At 40.2% G+C, this 16377-nt stretch carries 14 protein-coding genes; 12 read left to right on the forward strand and 2 right to left on the reverse strand.

All coding sequences use genetic code 11. The annotated features are described in order from the left end of the window. Positions 1-57 precede the first annotated feature (57 nt). The 3 genes from nadC to AK825_RS03565 all read left to right on the forward strand — a co-directional run bounded on the left by nadC (position 58) and on the right by AK825_RS03565 (position 3431). Positions 58-918, forward strand: a complete 861-nt coding sequence (nadC, locus tag AK825_RS03555; RefSeq protein WP_068034786.1) for a carboxylating nicotinate-nucleotide diphosphorylase — start codon at positions 58-60, stop codon at positions 916-918. A gap of 187 nt (positions 919-1105) precedes the next feature. Next, positions 1106-1747 (forward strand): MarC family protein, encoded by a 642-nt coding sequence (locus tag AK825_RS03560; protein WP_082785626.1) that lies wholly within the window; start codon positions 1106-1108, stop codon positions 1745-1747. Between the two features lie 301 nt (positions 1748-2048). Further along, complete coding sequence (locus AK825_RS03565; protein WP_068034787.1) at positions 2049-3431, forward strand: NAD(P)/FAD-dependent oxidoreductase; 1383 nt, start codon at positions 2049-2051, stop codon at positions 3429-3431. 134 nt (positions 3432-3565) lie between these two features. Here the strand turns inward: AK825_RS03565 and AK825_RS03570 are convergent, their stop codons facing one another. Next, positions 3566-4168: a LysE/ArgO family amino acid transporter gene (locus AK825_RS03570; RefSeq protein ID WP_068034788.1), complete on the reverse strand. Its 603-nt coding sequence runs from the start codon at positions 4166-4168 to the stop codon at positions 3566-3568. 246 nt (positions 4169-4414) lie between these two features. On the opposite strand from AK825_RS03570, the gene AK825_RS03575 reads away from it, so the two are divergent. From AK825_RS03575 to AK825_RS03585, 3 genes are all read left to right on the forward strand, one after another. Beyond that, a complete protein-coding gene (locus tag AK825_RS03575; protein WP_068034789.1) occupies positions 4415-5137 on the forward strand; it encodes a hypothetical protein in 723 nt (240 codons plus the stop codon). Positions 5138-5287: 150 nt separating this feature from the next. Continuing rightward, on the forward strand, positions 5288-5953 hold the full coding sequence (locus tag AK825_RS03580) for a hypothetical protein (RefSeq protein ID WP_068034790.1): 666 nt from the start codon (positions 5288-5290) through the stop codon (positions 5951-5953). A gap of 60 nt (positions 5954-6013) precedes the next feature. Beyond that, positions 6014-6571, forward strand: a complete 558-nt coding sequence (locus AK825_RS03585; protein ID WP_068038993.1) for a hypothetical protein — start codon at positions 6014-6016, stop codon at positions 6569-6571. A gap of 149 nt (positions 6572-6720) precedes the next feature. Here AK825_RS03585 and rluB read toward each other — a convergent pair whose 3' ends face one another. Continuing rightward, positions 6721-7635, reverse strand: coding sequence for a 23S rRNA pseudouridine(2605) synthase RluB (rluB, locus tag AK825_RS03590; protein WP_068034791.1), 915 nt, complete (start codon positions 7633-7635; stop codon positions 6721-6723). A gap of 572 nt (positions 7636-8207) precedes the next feature. Here rluB and AK825_RS03595 point away from each other — a divergent pair. The 6 genes from AK825_RS03595 to AK825_RS03620 all read left to right on the forward strand — a co-directional run bounded on the left by AK825_RS03595 (position 8208) and on the right by AK825_RS03620 (position 16370). Further along, positions 8208-9305: a polysaccharide biosynthesis/export family protein gene (locus AK825_RS03595; protein WP_068038995.1), complete on the forward strand. Its 1098-nt coding sequence runs from the start codon at positions 8208-8210 to the stop codon at positions 9303-9305. Positions 9306-9320: 15 nt separating this feature from the next. Continuing rightward, the gene (locus AK825_RS03600; RefSeq protein WP_068034792.1) at positions 9321-9752 is read left to right on the forward strand and encodes a low molecular weight protein-tyrosine-phosphatase; all 432 of its coding nucleotides are present in this window, start codon (positions 9321-9323) and stop codon (positions 9750-9752) included. A 15-nt stretch (positions 9753-9767) separates the two neighbouring features. Next, positions 9768-11975, forward strand: coding sequence for a polysaccharide biosynthesis tyrosine autokinase (locus AK825_RS03605; RefSeq protein WP_068034793.1), 2208 nt, complete (start codon positions 9768-9770; stop codon positions 11973-11975). A gap of 27 nt (positions 11976-12002) precedes the next feature. Continuing rightward, positions 12003-13964: a nucleoside-diphosphate sugar epimerase/dehydratase gene (locus tag AK825_RS03610; RefSeq protein WP_068034794.1), complete on the forward strand. Its 1962-nt coding sequence runs from the start codon at positions 12003-12005 to the stop codon at positions 13962-13964. Between the two features lie 65 nt (positions 13965-14029). After that, the gene (tviB, locus tag AK825_RS03615) at positions 14030-15307 is read left to right on the forward strand and encodes a Vi polysaccharide biosynthesis UDP-N-acetylglucosamine C-6 dehydrogenase TviB (RefSeq protein ID WP_068034795.1); all 1278 of its coding nucleotides are present in this window, start codon (positions 14030-14032) and stop codon (positions 15305-15307) included. Positions 15308-15338: 31 nt separating this feature from the next. Continuing rightward, positions 15339-16370, forward strand: a complete 1032-nt coding sequence (locus tag AK825_RS03620; RefSeq protein ID WP_068034796.1) for an NAD-dependent epimerase/dehydratase family protein — start codon at positions 15339-15341, stop codon at positions 16368-16370. Positions 16371-16377 lie beyond the last annotated feature (7 nt).

Here is a 16377-nt window from a genome sequence, read left to right on the forward strand (position 1 = left end):
TTTTGAGTTTAATTAAATTGATGTTATATCAACCACTGCGTATAAAAAGGACTAAAGATGACAGTCATAAAAGAACCAGCATTGGATGAGGTATTGCTTAAACCCTTAGTGGAAGCTGCTTTGACTGAAGATTTGGGTAGACGTGGCGATGTCACATCTCAAGCAACTATTCCAGCCGATATGCAAGCGCAATTACAGATTAAAGCGCGGCAAGCAGGTGTGATATGCGGGATGGATTTGGCACGACTGTCTTTTTTTCTAATTGACGCACAGATTGAGTTTACTGCTCAGGTCATTGATGGTGAGATGGTTGATGCTAATACGGTATTGGCAACTGTTCGCGGTAATGCGCGTCATCTACTGACTGCAGAGCGCACCGCATTGAATTTTATGACTCATCTAAGTGGTATTGCAACAGCAACACGGCAGATCGTTGATAGTGTGGCAGATTATCCAGCGCAAATTACTTGTACGCGTAAAACCATTCCAGGCTTACGTACTGTGCAGAAATATGCGGTACGCTGCGGTGGCGGGCGTAATCATCGCTTAGGATTAGATGATGCAATTTTAATCAAAGACAATCATATTGCCATTGCAGGTGATATAAAAACAGCGATTCAACAAGCACAAGATTTCGCTGGCCATCTGATTCCAATTGAAGTTGAAGTCGATACGTTAGACCAGTTAAAGCAAGCTTTGGACGCTGGTGTAACTTTAGTACTTTTAGATAATATGTCGCCTGAAATACTGTCACAGGCGGTAGCAATGTGTAACGGTCGTGCAAAAACGGAGGCGTCAGGCGGTATTACACCTGAAACCGTGCAAGCAGTAGCAGAAACAGGCGTTGATTTTATTGCGATGGGTTATTTGACTCACAGTACGACTGCGCTCGATATCGGGCTTGATTTTAGCGCTTAATTACCGCTCAATTAGTGATAATTTGCTCATTACTGGGGCGTGCAAGTATTAACCAAAGTTAATGATTTAATTAGGTTATCTGCCTATGCTACAATGCCGCTGCTAACCGACTATTGGGATATCGTTGCACTCGCACGATAGCCTTATCTTTTTGCCCGAGTTTTATCGATAGACAAGCGAGCGCTCAGTGAATACTGAAATTATCAAGATTATCTTAGCCTTTGTGGTATTGATTAATCCATTTAGTGCGTTGACACTGTTCTTAGATTTGACCCGTGGCTACTCGATGATCAATCGACGTAAAGTTGCACGAATTGCTTGTCTGACTATTTTTATCACCATAAGCTTTTTTACCGTAGCAGGTGAGACGTTACTTAAGTTGCTTGGAATTTCTATTGGCTCGTTTCAGCTGGCAGGTGGCATACTGGTATTTTTGATTGCCCTCAATATGATGAATGGTGATGGCAATCCAGTGAAGCCTGATCAAGAAAACTTCGATGTCGATCATGTACAGAGTTCACCACCCAGCACTGCCTCAGCTGTCGTACCACTTGCTATACCAATGATGATTGGGCCGGGTGGTATCTCAACAGTTATCATTTATTCTTCACAAATCTCAGGTATATTACGAGTCTCAGCGGTTCTAATCGCAGGCTTATTAATCAGTCTATTTTGTTACTTAGCATTAATGGCAGCCGGTCGTATTAGCCGTTTATTAGGTGATACTGGACTGAATATTATGAGCCGAATCATGGGAATGTTGCTTGCAGCGGTTTCTATTGAAATTATCGTTAGTGGCTTGCGCACCCTGTTCCCTGATTTGATATAGTCTTTTTATCCCTGTTATTTCTCTTATTTGTTGTTTTTCCTATCAATTATTGCTCCATAATATTAGCTGTTTAAACCCCAATTAGACCTTTAAACAGTTAAGTCCTGCAAGTCCCTACCTTTACTAAAAATCTTACCAAAAACTTTCTGTAGAACAGGTACAGTCATGAGTTCTTTTTGTCTCTTTCAAAAGTACTTTAAGGCTCTGATTAGTCTATTGATAACCAATGAACCCCTCTGATAAACGCCATTCATAAAAATATGTTATAGTAATTGCCCACTATTTCTAGCAGGAGTTAATCTTGAGTAAGACAAAAATTGCTATTTTAGGTGCAGGTCCAAGCGGTTTAGCGCAATTACGTGCTTTTGAAGCAGCTCGTTTAGCTGGTGCCACAGACTTACCTGAAATAGTTTGTTATGAGAAGCAAAATGCTATTGGCGGTATGTGGAACTACAGTTGGCGCACAGGTCTAGATAGAAACGGTGAACCCGTTCACGGTAGTATGTATCGCTATTTATGGTCAAATGGTCCCAAAGAATGCTTAGAGTTTGCAGATTATTCGTTTGACGAGCACTTTGGTGAAGCTATCCCATCATATCCACCACGTGAAGTCTTAAAAGACTACATCATGGGCCGTATTGATAAGCAAGATATTCAAAAATACATCCGCTTCGAGTGCCCAGTACGTTGGGTGTCATTTGATGATGAAACGCGAAAATTCACCGTGACGGTGATGAATCATAAAACCAATGAGCAAGAAGTTGAAGAGTTTGATTATGTCGTGGTTGCAACGGGTCATTTCTCCACACCAAACATGCCATACTTTGAAGGCTTAGAAGCATTCCCTGGTCGTATCCTACACGCCCATGACTTTCGCGATGCGTTAGAATTTAAAGATGAAGATATCTTACTCATTGGCAGTAGTTATTCTGCTGAAGACATTGGTACGCAGTGCTATAAGTATGGTACCAAATCAGTCACTATCAGCTATCGCACACAAGCGCTTGGTTATGACTGGCCGGATGGTATTAAAGAAGTGCCATTAGTGACTCACTTCGAAGATGATGTGGCACATTTTGCAGACGGTACTAGCCAAAGCTTTGATGCCATCATTATGTGTACAGGTTATTTATTCCACTTCCCATTCATGCCTGATGAGCTGCGTTTGCAAACGCATAACTGCTTATATCCAGCCAATCTGTACAAAGGTATCTTTTGGCAGCCCAATCCAAAGCTGATATACCTAGGTATGCAGGATCAATATTTTACCTTCAACATGTTTGATGCGCAAGCGTGGTATGCTCGCGACGTAATGATGGGTGATATCGAAGTGCCTGACTTGGTGACACGTGAAGCAGATGAGCAAAAGTGGCTGACAACTTACGATAAATGTACTACGGTCAGTGATTCAATCGACTTTCAAGCCGCTTATATCCGTGATTTGACCAATGCGACCGATTACCCAGAGTTCGCTGTAGAAAAGCAGGGTGAGATTTTAAAGCAATGGCAAGAAGATAAAGCTGAAAATATCATGACCTTTAGAGAAAAGGCCTATCGTTCTACGTTGACAGGTACGTTATCGCCTGAGTTGCCAGAGCCTTGGTTAGATGTTCTTGATGATTCGTTAGAGCACTTTTTGAATTTAACCTTTGTTAAGCCCAAGAAGCGCAAAAAAGCATCATAGATAGTAAATAATCGCCAATTATTCTGACCAAACATGCTTCACAAGCGTGTTTGGTTTTTTCGTTTTTGCCGCCTTCTTTTATAGTTGGATTTGCCCACTGTTGTAGCTGTGCTTTTTTAATTTTGATAGCATTTTTAACTTTGATATAGATGCAAAGCTAAGTACAGCATAAGTATGCCTACTAGAGCATCGAGTATATTCCATGCTTTTGGTTTGGCAAATAGTGGTCTGAGTAGCCGTGCGCCATATCCAAGTGCAAAGAAGAAAAAGAACGAGGCGCTTACTGCACCAGCTGCAAATACCAATTTGCTATTCGCACCGGTTGAAACCATACCAACTAGCACCAATGTATCTAGATAGACATGCGGATTGAGCCAAGTAAAACCAAAACATAGTAATAATGCTTTTTTTAAACTGGTGACGACTTGTCCGTCGACATTGAGAGCATGCGATAGACGCACACTGGCATATAAGCTTTGTAAACCATAGCCAAGTAAGAATACGACGCCAGCGAATTTTGCAATGTCTACGACTTGTGGATAGCGTGCTGTTACTGCCCCAAACCCTGCCACACCGGCAGATATTAAAATTGCATCGCTGACTGCACAAAATAAACAGACAAAAAATATGTGCTCGCGTTTAAGTCCTTGTTTTAGCACAAAGGCATTTTGTGAGCCAATGGCTATAATTAGTGATAATCCAAGCAAGAAGCCAGAAATATAATCGGGAGCATTCATAATGATTGACTTATTTTTAATGACCAAAATGTTGACGTTTGCTTACTGGCAGACTGACAAAAAGCTGTTAAGATAAGTCATTGAATGCAGCACAGTCAACCATAATAATAGTCATTTAAGCAAACCGAGTGCAAATGTATAAATCGTATTTTAATTAGGTTGGTGCTGCGGTTATTATTTTGTGGATAAGGTTTAATAATGAATGGGTGAGGGGCAAACTAGGTCATGGTCGTAAGTTTGACAAGAATGCTACAGTCATTTGGGCAAGCTCAAGATGATCTGCCGACATTAGCTGCTCAAAATGCTCAGCAAATGGTTGTCAGTCAGAGTACAAAGGTCAATGATAATAACGATCAAGGAAATAGTAGGCCCTCTGTTCTTACACCTCCTGAGCGTGCAGACCGTATCTGTGCTGCGTTAGCACAGGTTAATGATATTCGCTCGTCAACGCCATTGACTGATCGCTATTTGTCCAATCGCTCTCAGATGCGCCCGATTAATAGACCACCTTTTGATCCAGATAGTTTATGGTATCTCAAACATGGAAGCTGTCCGATTATGACTGAGCTTGTTGATGTGGTTGATGAAGCCACCCTAAACGCGATGCCTATTGAGGCTGTTGCGATACTAGACCGAATTAATGGTAAGCTTAAGCGCTATCGTGAATGGAGTAGTGAGCTCAACGAGCAACAACAGCAGCAACATAATGAGCGTCAGTTTGTCATCGATAAGCTCGTGTCAGAGAGTATTCCAGAAGCGCTACATCATTATGAGCAATTACAACGCTTTAGCCCGCATCGCACTAAGAATAATATGGTGCAAGGAAAAATGACTGCAGGTGACATGCTGACTGATCTATTCTTAGAGATTGATTACGAGCTTGATGAGCTACTAGATGAGTTGCATCAAATGGTTATGAATCGTCTTGCTTCAACGCACCGTTATGTTAAAAGCCGTACGCAAAGTTAATATCTATTTAGATGAGTTAGCATCATTAAACATAATCAGCTCAATACATAACAATATAAGGCTTCAATACAGCCTTATTTTTTTGTTTAATGTTTATTTATAATAATAAGAAGTTTCTAAATCATTCTGCTAAACAATGAGGACAATCCAATGACCCAAGTAACTGCGATGTTAGTCATGTTTATTTTATACGGTGTGCTACCAGCAGCTGGGTTATATCTAGGGTATCGTGGCATCAAAAAAGTCACTGCGCCTAAAATGCTGGAATATGAAGCGATGCCGCAGCTCGGTTATATTCCCGAAAAAAGCTTACCGCAAGACGTAAAAACAGCGCTTGCTCAAATTAATCAAAAAGGTGAAAAGCTGCGTGCTATCTATGGTGATACTAATAATGATGGCAAAATAGATGACAAAGATACCGTCAACGAAACATACATCATGATTCAAAATTTGATGGATAGACATGTTCCGCTAGCAGTAGCTGACTATCGCCGCTTGCATGACTTGGACGGTGCACTTGCTGAAAATACTAAGATTAAGCACTCTGATGTCACTGGTAAAGAGGCATTGCTTGAGGTACTTGAAACGATTAATACACAGTTTGATGATTTGCTCAATGCTTCATATCATCAGGACGGTCAAAAGCTGCTAGCGACCAATCGATATTTACAGAAGCGTTTTGATAATCCAAAGGTTGAATCAGCAAACGCTCAACAGCTTGATAAACTTGATAGTCTTGAAAACAAAGAAACTACGGTCAAAGTCATTGAAAACCCTAGTAGCGAAAGCCCTAAAGCTGAAGATATTAAACTGTAAATGATAGGTTATATATACTAAAAGGAAATTGCCTGACTGATATATAAAGAGTGAATGGATATGAGTATAGTATTGGGAGTTAGTATAGCAGTTACCACGATTACGACCATCTACTTAGGTAAAAAAGGTTGGCAAGCGCTGCATAACGCAGTTGGTATCACGCCAGGTGTACTTATTTATCAGGACTCTAACGCGCCATTGTCATTGTCTACTATAAGTTGGCAACAACTTAATTTAGACAACAATCATCTAAAATGTTTGTCCGATCACCAGTTACGCCAACTGCAACGTATTGATGAAAAGGTATTTGACTATCAAACCTACCAAAAAGAGTTACAAGCGCAGAAAATGACTTCTGTAGTCAATGAACAGCAGTTTGTGTTAAATAAGATGCTTCAAGTTAGGTTGCCTGAAATGCTAGCCAGTCATCACTTAGCGAATATTAGTACAAGCTCTAAAAATATAAATAGTGAAAAGAAAGCAGAGGCTAGTGAGTTATTGCAACAGGTGTTAAATAATATTGAGCAGCGTTTAGATGTATTGTTAGATGAAATGGAAGCGCAGCATTTGCAAGATTTACGAGTAATGAAGAACTATATCGATAGCCACGACAGCTAAATACCTAGACATCTGAACATCCAAGTTGGTAATCACGTTTTGACCAATCTGTATACAAACTGCATAAAAAAGCTGCCAATGATTATTCATCATTGGCAGCTTTTTTATGGTTTACTCCGAATCTATAGAAGATTCAAAGTGGCGTTACATTAACGCTTATCGTTGCGGTCACGAGTATTGCGTGAACCACGACTAGCAGGGCTAGCACTACTCTTAGGTTTTGCGCTGGTAGTGCGATTATCAGTACGACGCGCTTTAAGCGGTTTATTTTTGATACGTTCTTGCTTTTCTTTAGCAGCACCATGCAGACCAGTACCATAACGCGGGCGTAAGCTCACCAAATCGGTCAAAGTATTGATGTCTTTTTTATCTAGCTCTAAAAAGCGACCAGTACGCAGCTCTTTTGGTAGTGCAATCGTACCATAGCGAGTACGTAGTAGACGGCTAACCTTAAGACCTTGCGATTCAAACAAACGTCTTACTTCACGATTACGGCCTTCTGTTAGCCTGACGTGATACCACTTGTTAACGCCTTCACCGCCCCCTTCTTTGATATCTTCAAACTGTGCCATACCATCTTCTAGCATAACGCCAGCAGTAAGGTTGCGGGCAATGTCAGGGGTGACTTCACCCAGTACACGTACTGCATATTCGCGAGTAACTTCATTCGATGGATGCATCAAGCGATGTGCCATCTCGCCATCATTGGTAAATAATAATAGCCCAGTTGAATTGATATCTAGGCGTCCCACCATTACCCAGCGGTCATGAGTTAGCTTTGGTAAGCGTTCAAAGACCGTTGGACGACCTTCTGGATCTTTGGCAGAGCAAACTTCACCTTCAGGCTTATAATAAGCCAATACACGGCGACGCTTCTCATTTTCGGCAGTATATTTAATTTGACGACCATCAACGCGAATCTCATCACCTTGCTCAACGCGATCACCAATAGTTGCAGGTCCATTATTAACAGATACTCGACCTGCTTTAATAACTTCTTCCATTTGTCTACGTGAACCAAGACCCATACGGGCGAGGGCTTTTTGTAGTTTTTCATCTTTCATAATCGTGTCCTTGAGTCGGTTAGGTTACATTTCGCAATGTATCAACATCATTGAGTGAGTTTCACCGTGTATTCTACGCTATTTTAAAGTGTTTAGCGCGTAAATTGCTTTATTAACAATTCTTTAATTTCATAAAGACTATTTATAAATGCATTATTTATTGGCAATCATTCATACCTATAATGTTGCGTTCATACTTTGCTAATCAAGTTTGGCAAAAAATTTACCACCGTTTAGGCCGTTAAAAGTAATATAAATACCGTTCGTACTATTAAATGATATTTCTATTTCTCTTATGTTATGTCGGTTGTTACTATCTAAGTTGTAAGAGAAGAAAGTTGTAGAGTGGTAATACTCAACAATACTGCACGGCAATTGATTATTCTTCCATTACAAAAGTTTATAGAATATTGCGTTGTATTTAATTTGAGTGTATATTCAGCGATAATTAATCCGCTTTTTCGAATATATGTATTTTTTTAATCCGTTTTTGCGAATATATGTAACAAATATACTCGTTTTGAAGGATATAAGGTTGAGTAGACATCATGGTCAATAAGCATTCCACCCCTATGCATAACTCCTCAAAGTTGCTAAACGCATTCTATTTATCAGCTGCTGTGTTTCTAACTGGTTGTACAACCATTAATGCAGGGCTGCAATCTGGAGATTTGCCTCCTAACGGTACTTTTGTAGCAGAAAACGGTATTCGGTTTAATGTTCAGCCATTAAATTTGGCTACTCTACCGCCTAAACAAGTTGCTGTTCGTAATAATGATGTGTCTCGTCTGATTCAATCTTCTAGACCAGTAGATTATCGTATCGCTGATGGAGATATCTTAAGCATTGTATTGGTGGGTTATCCAGATATCGCCCCTTCCTCATCAGCTGGAAGCTCTAATCCTTACGCTGCAGGTTATCCTGTTGATCAACAAGGCTTTATTCAATTTCCTATGATAGGTCGTATTAAGGCGAGTGGTTTAAGTGTGCCTCAGTTTACGAACAACCTACGCGGAAGATTGCAAAAATATCTTAAATACTCGGATCCACAAGTCAAAGTGGTTAATTACCGTGGCAATAAGTTCTTTATCGATGGTGAAGTTAGACAGCCTGGTGAGTTTAATATTGAGGATGCGCCAGTATCGCTATATGGAGCTATTTCTATGGCAGGCGGAGCAACCACAATTGGTGATTCAAACAATATTATATTGAATCGTAAAGGTCAAAGCTATTCATTAGGTTTGCAGTCATTGCGCGAAATGGGTTCTTCAGCCAATCAGATATATTTGCAAGACGGTGATTCTGTACACGTCAACAGTCAGAGTCGTAACAGAGTCTTTGTTTTAGGTGAATTTGGAAGAATTGAGCCTATACCTATTTTGGAGCAAGGACTTAGCCTATCTAGCGTATTAGGAGAGTCAAGAGGCCTGAATGCTAGTACCGCTGATGCTGCCAAGATATACATCGTGCGTGATAATAAAGAAGCTCAATTTACCAATATCTATTATGTCGATATGCAGACCATTACTAGTTTTGCATTGGCCAATCGTTTTGAGATGCAGCCCAATGATATCGTCTATGTCGACCCAACTGGTCTAACTCGTTGGAACCGTGTTATCAGCGCATTGCTACCATCTACCTCTGCGGCCAGATTAATTTCAGGTATATAGAAAGAAGTATAGGTTATGGCGTTTGATAACATCTTAGTTGTTTGCGTAGGCAATATATGCCGTAGTCCGATGGCAGCTGCAATATTAGCTAAGCGTTATCCGCAAAAACATATTGACTCTGCTGGCCTATCAGCACTGATAGACCATCCTGCTGATACAAAAGCAATTGAAGTAATGGCAGTTGACGATATAGATATCAGCACACATGTCGCTAAGCAAATTAGTGAAGAGTTAGTAGGAAAAGCAGATTTAATTTTGACCATGTCAACAAGCCAGACCAAATGGATTGAAGAAAAATGGCCACATTGCCGAGGTAAAACGTTTCGGATTGGCCATTGGATTGATAAAGATATTACAGACCCTTATCGGTCTCCTAAATCGGTGTTTGAGGCTGCTAAAAGCAATATTGTTAAAAGTCTTGAACAATGGAATGAAAAAATCACTTAAGTAGCGGATATAAATATGAATACAGACTCAAAAAATCTATCAACATCCGTCAGTGATCGGGACAATGACGACATCACTCTGTCAAGCCTACTTGGCTCATTGTTACGTGGCTGGAAAACTTTGCTTTTTTTCACTCTATTAGGCTTGATAGCAGGCATATTGTATAGCCGCTACGTAATGCCTACTTATGAGTCAGATGCAGTGGTGCAAATTGATGCCAGTCCTCAAGGTGTCTCTGCGCTTGGTGAAAATATCTCTAATTTGGTTGGGTCAGAAGCTAGTATGGCTCAAGCGGAAGCAGAGCTAATAAAGTCGCGCATGATACTGGGGCCAGTCGCAGATTCATTACACTTACAAATTCGCTTGAGCAACCCTGAAATTGGGGTTATTGAGAGAATAACAAAAGATCGAATCAATACACCAATTCATTCCGAAGAGGGAGTGTCATTACAGACTGACAGCGGACAAGTCACAGTCAGTCAGTTCGACGTATCAAAAGATTATTTAGATCGCGGCTTCACTTTAGCGAGATCTGATACAGGTTTTGTACTCAGTAATGGTACTGATAGTTTTAAAGGTCAGTTAAACCAGCCGCATCAGTTTAAAGGGGTAGATGGTGATATCCAGATTACAGTAGAAGAGCTGCCTAACAATAATCAGCCTATCAATATCACTAAACAATCATTACAAATTACGACAGATACTATAAATGGCAATCTAACAGTAATGGAAGTGGGTGTATTGACCGGTATTATTCAGCTGTCTTTGACTGGACCTAACCAACAACAAACCACTTTAATCTTAAACGAAATTGTTCTGTCATATATAAATCAAAATAAATCTCGTAGTTCTGAAGAGACAACTAAAACTTTGGATTTCATGGAAACACAGATTCCTGTGTTGAAGCAAAAGCTTGAAGGCTCTGAGTCACTGTTTAATGATTTCCGTAAAAAATACGGCACTATTGATGTGGCCCAAGAAGCACAGCTACTGTTGGCAGAGGACTCTAGAATTGACGGTCAACTCAATGATCTAAAGCTTCAACAAGCTGAGTTGTCTACTTACTATACAAATGAGCATCCATTAGTTATTCAAATCAATGATCAGTTAAGAGTATTGAACAGCAGAAAGCAAGAGATTAGTAATACTATCGCAGGCTTACCTGAGATTCAAAGAGAGTTTTTGAAACTATCAGAAGATGTTGACATCAATAGAGAGATTTATCTCACTATGCTCACCAACTATGAGCAATTAAAAATCGTTAAAGCAGGTCAAATTGGTTATGCACGTATCGTTGACTTACCTGTTAGTACTTACAACGCTATTGAACCAAAAGAAAAGCTAATCATTCTGTTAGCAACCATTCTAGGAACAATAATAGGTACAGTATTAGTACTACTTAGAAGCTCAATGAGAAACGTCGTTCGAGACCCTGAAAACCTTGAATCTAAAATAGGCGTCCCTGTTATAGCGACGGTTCCTCGCTCAAAAGCATTGCAACGTCTGAGCAAGAACAGCCGTGCCACTAATCGACTGCTATCTTACGCTGATCACAATAGTCCAAGTTATGAGGCGATAAAGAGCTTAAGAACGTATCTAATGTTTGGTATGCCGAGCATTGCTAAGACCAATCAACGCGGTCGTGTAATAGTCGTCACTGGCGAAAGTCCAAATGTTGGCAAGTCTTTCATCGTCGCAAATTTGGCAGAAGTATTTGCCCAGCTAGATAAGAAAGTTCTAGTTATCGATGCAGATATGCGTTTAGGTAGTCTTCACAGCATATTTAACATGGAACAAGATGACGGTCTTGCAGACTTCTTTACGCAAGATCAAAGTACTGCTGTCAGTATTACTCATCCTACTAATATAGGTAACCTTGACTTTATTCCACGTGGTAATAATTCGCGTAACCCTTCTTCAATGCTAGCTGGTGAGAAGTTTGGTGGTTTGATGAATGAGCTAGCGGCTCATTATGATTACATCATTATTGATACACCACCTGTGCTAGCAGCGACAGATGCCGTAATACTTTCTAAATATGCTGACCAAGTAGTGATGGTGACTCGCCATAATGATTCATTAGAGGGTCAGTTAGCTTATGCTGTCAAGCAGATGAACAAAGCGAACATTCAGGTAGACGGCATTGTTATCAACGATATGCAGCAAGGAATTATGAGTAAGAATAGCTATCATCACACTTACACTTATGGCAACACCCAATAATAGCGGTAACACAACCAGTTGAGTCTTATGTCTATGAAGCCAGAGCCTAATAAAACGTATTCTGCAAATAACAACGCTGGTAACGGGTTATATGGTACTGCCCAGCGATTGTTAGAGATGCCACGCGTAGCAAAGCGCGGGTTCTTTCTGACCACAGATATGCTGATGTCAATGGTTTGTTTATTCCTTGCTTTGGCATTGCGATATGGTGATATCGATAACCATATTAGTCCTTTGTTACTGTTTCTTTATGCGCTGCCTCCTGTCATTGGTCTTTATTACATTGGCTTTTATAGAGGTGTTGCTCGTATATTTTCTGATAGGGTTATGCGCAACGTACTACAGCTATTTATCGTACTCATTATTGCCTACGAAGTCATGAATTTTTTCGAAATATTAACTGATATACCGCGTTCAGTTCCTATTTTGTACCTATTCTTATTCTTTGTTTGGTTGTGGAGCAGTCGTTTAAGTATACGAGAAATATTAGAGCGTAGCAGCGGTATCCAAAAGAATCATGTTAAAAATGAAGATACTCAGGAAAATGTCATCATTTATGGGGCAGGTGCAGCAGGTAGAGAGTTGTTTGATGCATTAGAACGATCTCATAAATATAGTACAGTTGCTTTTGTGGATGACAATCTGCAATTGGCAGGCGGGTACTTACTAGGTGTAAAAATACATGATGCTGCTGAAACGGTAGAACTTGTAGACAAGTTAGATGTCTCCCAAGTGTTCTTAGCAATGCCTTCGATTAGTCGCGCTCGTCGTAGACAGATTATTGAAGAGTTTGCAGAAGTATCAGTCAAAATTAAACAGCTACCAAGCTTGCATGAGATTGCTGATGGGCAAGTTACAGTCAGCACTATGCGTCCTGTTGATATTTTAGATGTATTAGATCGGCAGACGGTTGAGCCTGACGCCATGTTATTGAGCAAAAATATCGCAGGTAAAAACATTCTAGTCACTGGTGCTGGTGGATCTATCGGTAGTGAGCTGTGCCGACAGATAATCAAAAACAAACCTCAGTGCTTGATACTGTATGAGTTGTCCGAATATGCTTTATATAGCATTCATCAAGAGCTAAAAAACCAGCAAGTTCTTAATCCTGATTATAGTGATATTCAAATCATTGCCATGATTGGTAATGTGACCAATGAAGATAAGCTCATTAGAGTATTCAAAAAATATAGTATCCATACGGTATATCACGCAGCTGCATATAAGCATGTACCTATTGTTGAACATAATCCCTTTGAAGGCGTTATCAATAATTCTAAAGGTACTTACCATTGCGCTTACGCAGCCCTGCAGGCCAAAGTTGAAACTTTTGTACTTATCTCTACTGATAAAGCGGTAAGACCGACCAATATTATGGGCGCTTCTAAACGTTTGGCTGAGCTGGTATGTCAAGGGTTGAGCCAAGTAAATAGTAAAACTTGCTTTAGCATGGTGCGCTTTGGGAATGTACTTGGTTCATCAGGTTCGGTCATTCCTTTATTCACCAAACAAATCGAGCAGGGTGGTCCTATTACTGTAACGCACGAAGATGTTACACGCTATTTTATGACCATTCCAGAAGCAGCAAGCTTAGTCATACAAGCAGGTGCAATGGCAACAGGTGGTGAAGTATTTGTCTTAGATATGGGAGAGCCGGTCAAAATCGTAGATCTGGCCAAACGTATGATTTATCTAACAGGCTGTAAGCTTAAAGACAAGAATAATCCTGATGGCGACATGGAGATTGTCGTTAGTGGATTAAGACCAGGTGAGAAGCTCTACGAAGAGCTTATTATCGGCGACGATAATGTAGAGCCTACGCAACATCCACTAATTAGGCAGGCAATGGAACAAAGCTTCCCACTAATGGATATCGAAAACATGCTGTCTCAGCTAACACGTAGAGCCCAGCCACATGATGTTGAATGGCTAAAAGAAGAATTTAAATACTTTGTAGAGGGCTACCATGAAGGTTCAGCACCTTCGTAGACCTCTTTCACTATAGTGCTCATTAATTTGGGTTATCGAAAATACTTTATTTAGAAAGGAATGTTATGAGAGATATCAATAATATAAAGATAGCAGTTATCGGCCTTGGTTATGTGGGTCTACCTCTAGCTGTTGAGTTTGGTAAAAAAGTCTCTGTAATGGGCTTTGATATCAATGCTACTCGTATTGCCGACTTGCAAGCAGGTACGGATCATACATTAGAAGTTAGTGATGAGGAGTTATCTCAAGCGACGCATCTGAGCTATACCTCAGATATTCAAGCGCTTAAAGATTGTAACTTCTTTATCGTTACTGTACCGACACCAATTGATGATTTCAAACAGCCAGATCTAACTCCTTTAATCAAGGCGTCACAATCTATAGGCGGTATTCTCAAAAAAGATGATATCGTTGTTTATGAGTCTACCGTTTATCCAGGCGCTACAGAAGAAGTATGTATTCCTGTGCTTGAAGAAGTGTCTGGTCTAACTTTTAACCAAGACTTTTATGCAGGATATAGTCCTGAGCGTATTAACCCAGGTGATAAAGAGCACAGAGTAGTTAATATCTTGAAAGTCACTGCAGGCTCTACACCTGAAATAGCAGACTTTATTGATGATGTTTACAATCTAATCATTATCGCTGGCACGCATAAAGCGCCAAGTATCAAGGTCGCAGAAGCAGCTAAAGTTATTGAGAATACACAAAGAGATGTGAATATTGCTCTAATTAATGAATTGGCCGTTATTTTCAACAAAATGGATATCGATACCGAAGCGGTGCTAACAGCCGCAGGTACTAAATGGAACTTTTTACCATTCCGTCCAGGCCTAGTAGGTGGACATTGTATCGGTGTCGATCCTTACTATTTAACGCATAAGGCACAAGCCATTGGTTATAACCCTGAGATTATTCTTGCTGGTCGTCGTTTAAACGATGGTATGGGAGAGTATGTCACTACTCAGCTTATTAAGAACATGATCAAAAAACGTATTCAAGTAGAAGGCGCAAAAGTGCTCATACTTGGGCTGAGTTTTAAAGAAAACTGTCCTGATGTGCGTAATACTAAAGTTATCGATATCGTTCACGAATTGCAAGAATATAACATCGAAGTCGATATCTATGATCCTTGGGTAGATGCTAAAGAAGCTCATCGTGAGTATGGCATCACACCGATCAGTAAACCTCAAGCAGAGCAATACGACGGTATTATTTTAGCAGTTGCACACTCAGAATTTACAGATATGGGTGTCAGTAATATCAGAGAATTAGGTAAAGAGAAACACGTGCTTTATGACCTAAAATATGTATTTGCAAAAGAAGAAACTGATATTCGCCTGTAAATATAAGATATATAGCTAATAAGGACATACCATGACGCAATATGAACAGACAACGCAGACACTAGCAAACAATCCAAAGCAATGGCTGATTACTGGAGTAGCAGGCTTTATCGGCTCAAACTTACTTGAGACTTTGTTGAAGCTCGATCAAACCGTCGTAGGTTTAGATAACTTTGCGACAGGTCATCAAAAGAACTTAGATGAAGTACAGTCGTTAGTATCTGCAGATCAGTGGCAACGTTTCAGATTTATCGAAGGCGATATAAGAAAAGTAGATGATTGCCATCAAGCATGCAAAGGTGCAGATTATGTCTTGCATCAAGCTGCACTAGGCTCTGTACCTCGTTCTTTAGCAGATCCTATTGCTACCAATGAAACCAATATTTCAGGGTTTCTGAATATGTTAGTGGCTGCGCGTGATGCGGAAGTATCAAGCTTTACTTATGCAGCGAGTAGTTCAACATATGGTGACCATCCTGCATTACCTAAAGTCGAAGACGCTATCGGCAAGCCACTATCTCCATACGCCGTGACTAAATATGTCAACGAGTTGTATGCAGAAGTATTTGCACGCAGCTATGGTTTTGAATCTATCGGTCTTCGTTATTTCAATGTGTTTGGCAGACGTCAAGATCCAGACGGTGCTTATGCAGCAGTTATTCCAAAATGGACAGCTGCCATGATTGAGAACGATGATGTGTATATCAATGGTGATGGCGAAACCAGCCGTGATTTTTGTTATATCGACAATACGGTACAGGCAAATATATTGGCAGCGACAACTACCAATAACGATGCCAGAAATCAAGTCTATAACGTGGCAGTAGGTGACAGGACGACACTAAATGAGCTGTTTAATTCAATTAAATCAGCACTAGCAGACAATGAGGTTGTTTATAACAAGCAGCCTGTGTATCGCGAATTTAGAGAAGGCGATGTGAGACATTCTCAAGCAGACGTAAGCAAAGCAAACAACTTATTAGGATATGCGCCTCAGTTTGACATTGGTCAAGGTATCGATAAAGCAATGCCTTGGTATGTCACGTCATTAAACAGTAAATAGTAGAGTT

It is taken from the genome of Psychrobacter sp. P11G5 (genome assembly GCF_001593305.1).
In the GTDB taxonomy this organism is placed as follows: domain Bacteria; phylum Pseudomonadota; class Gammaproteobacteria; order Pseudomonadales; family Moraxellaceae; genus Psychrobacter.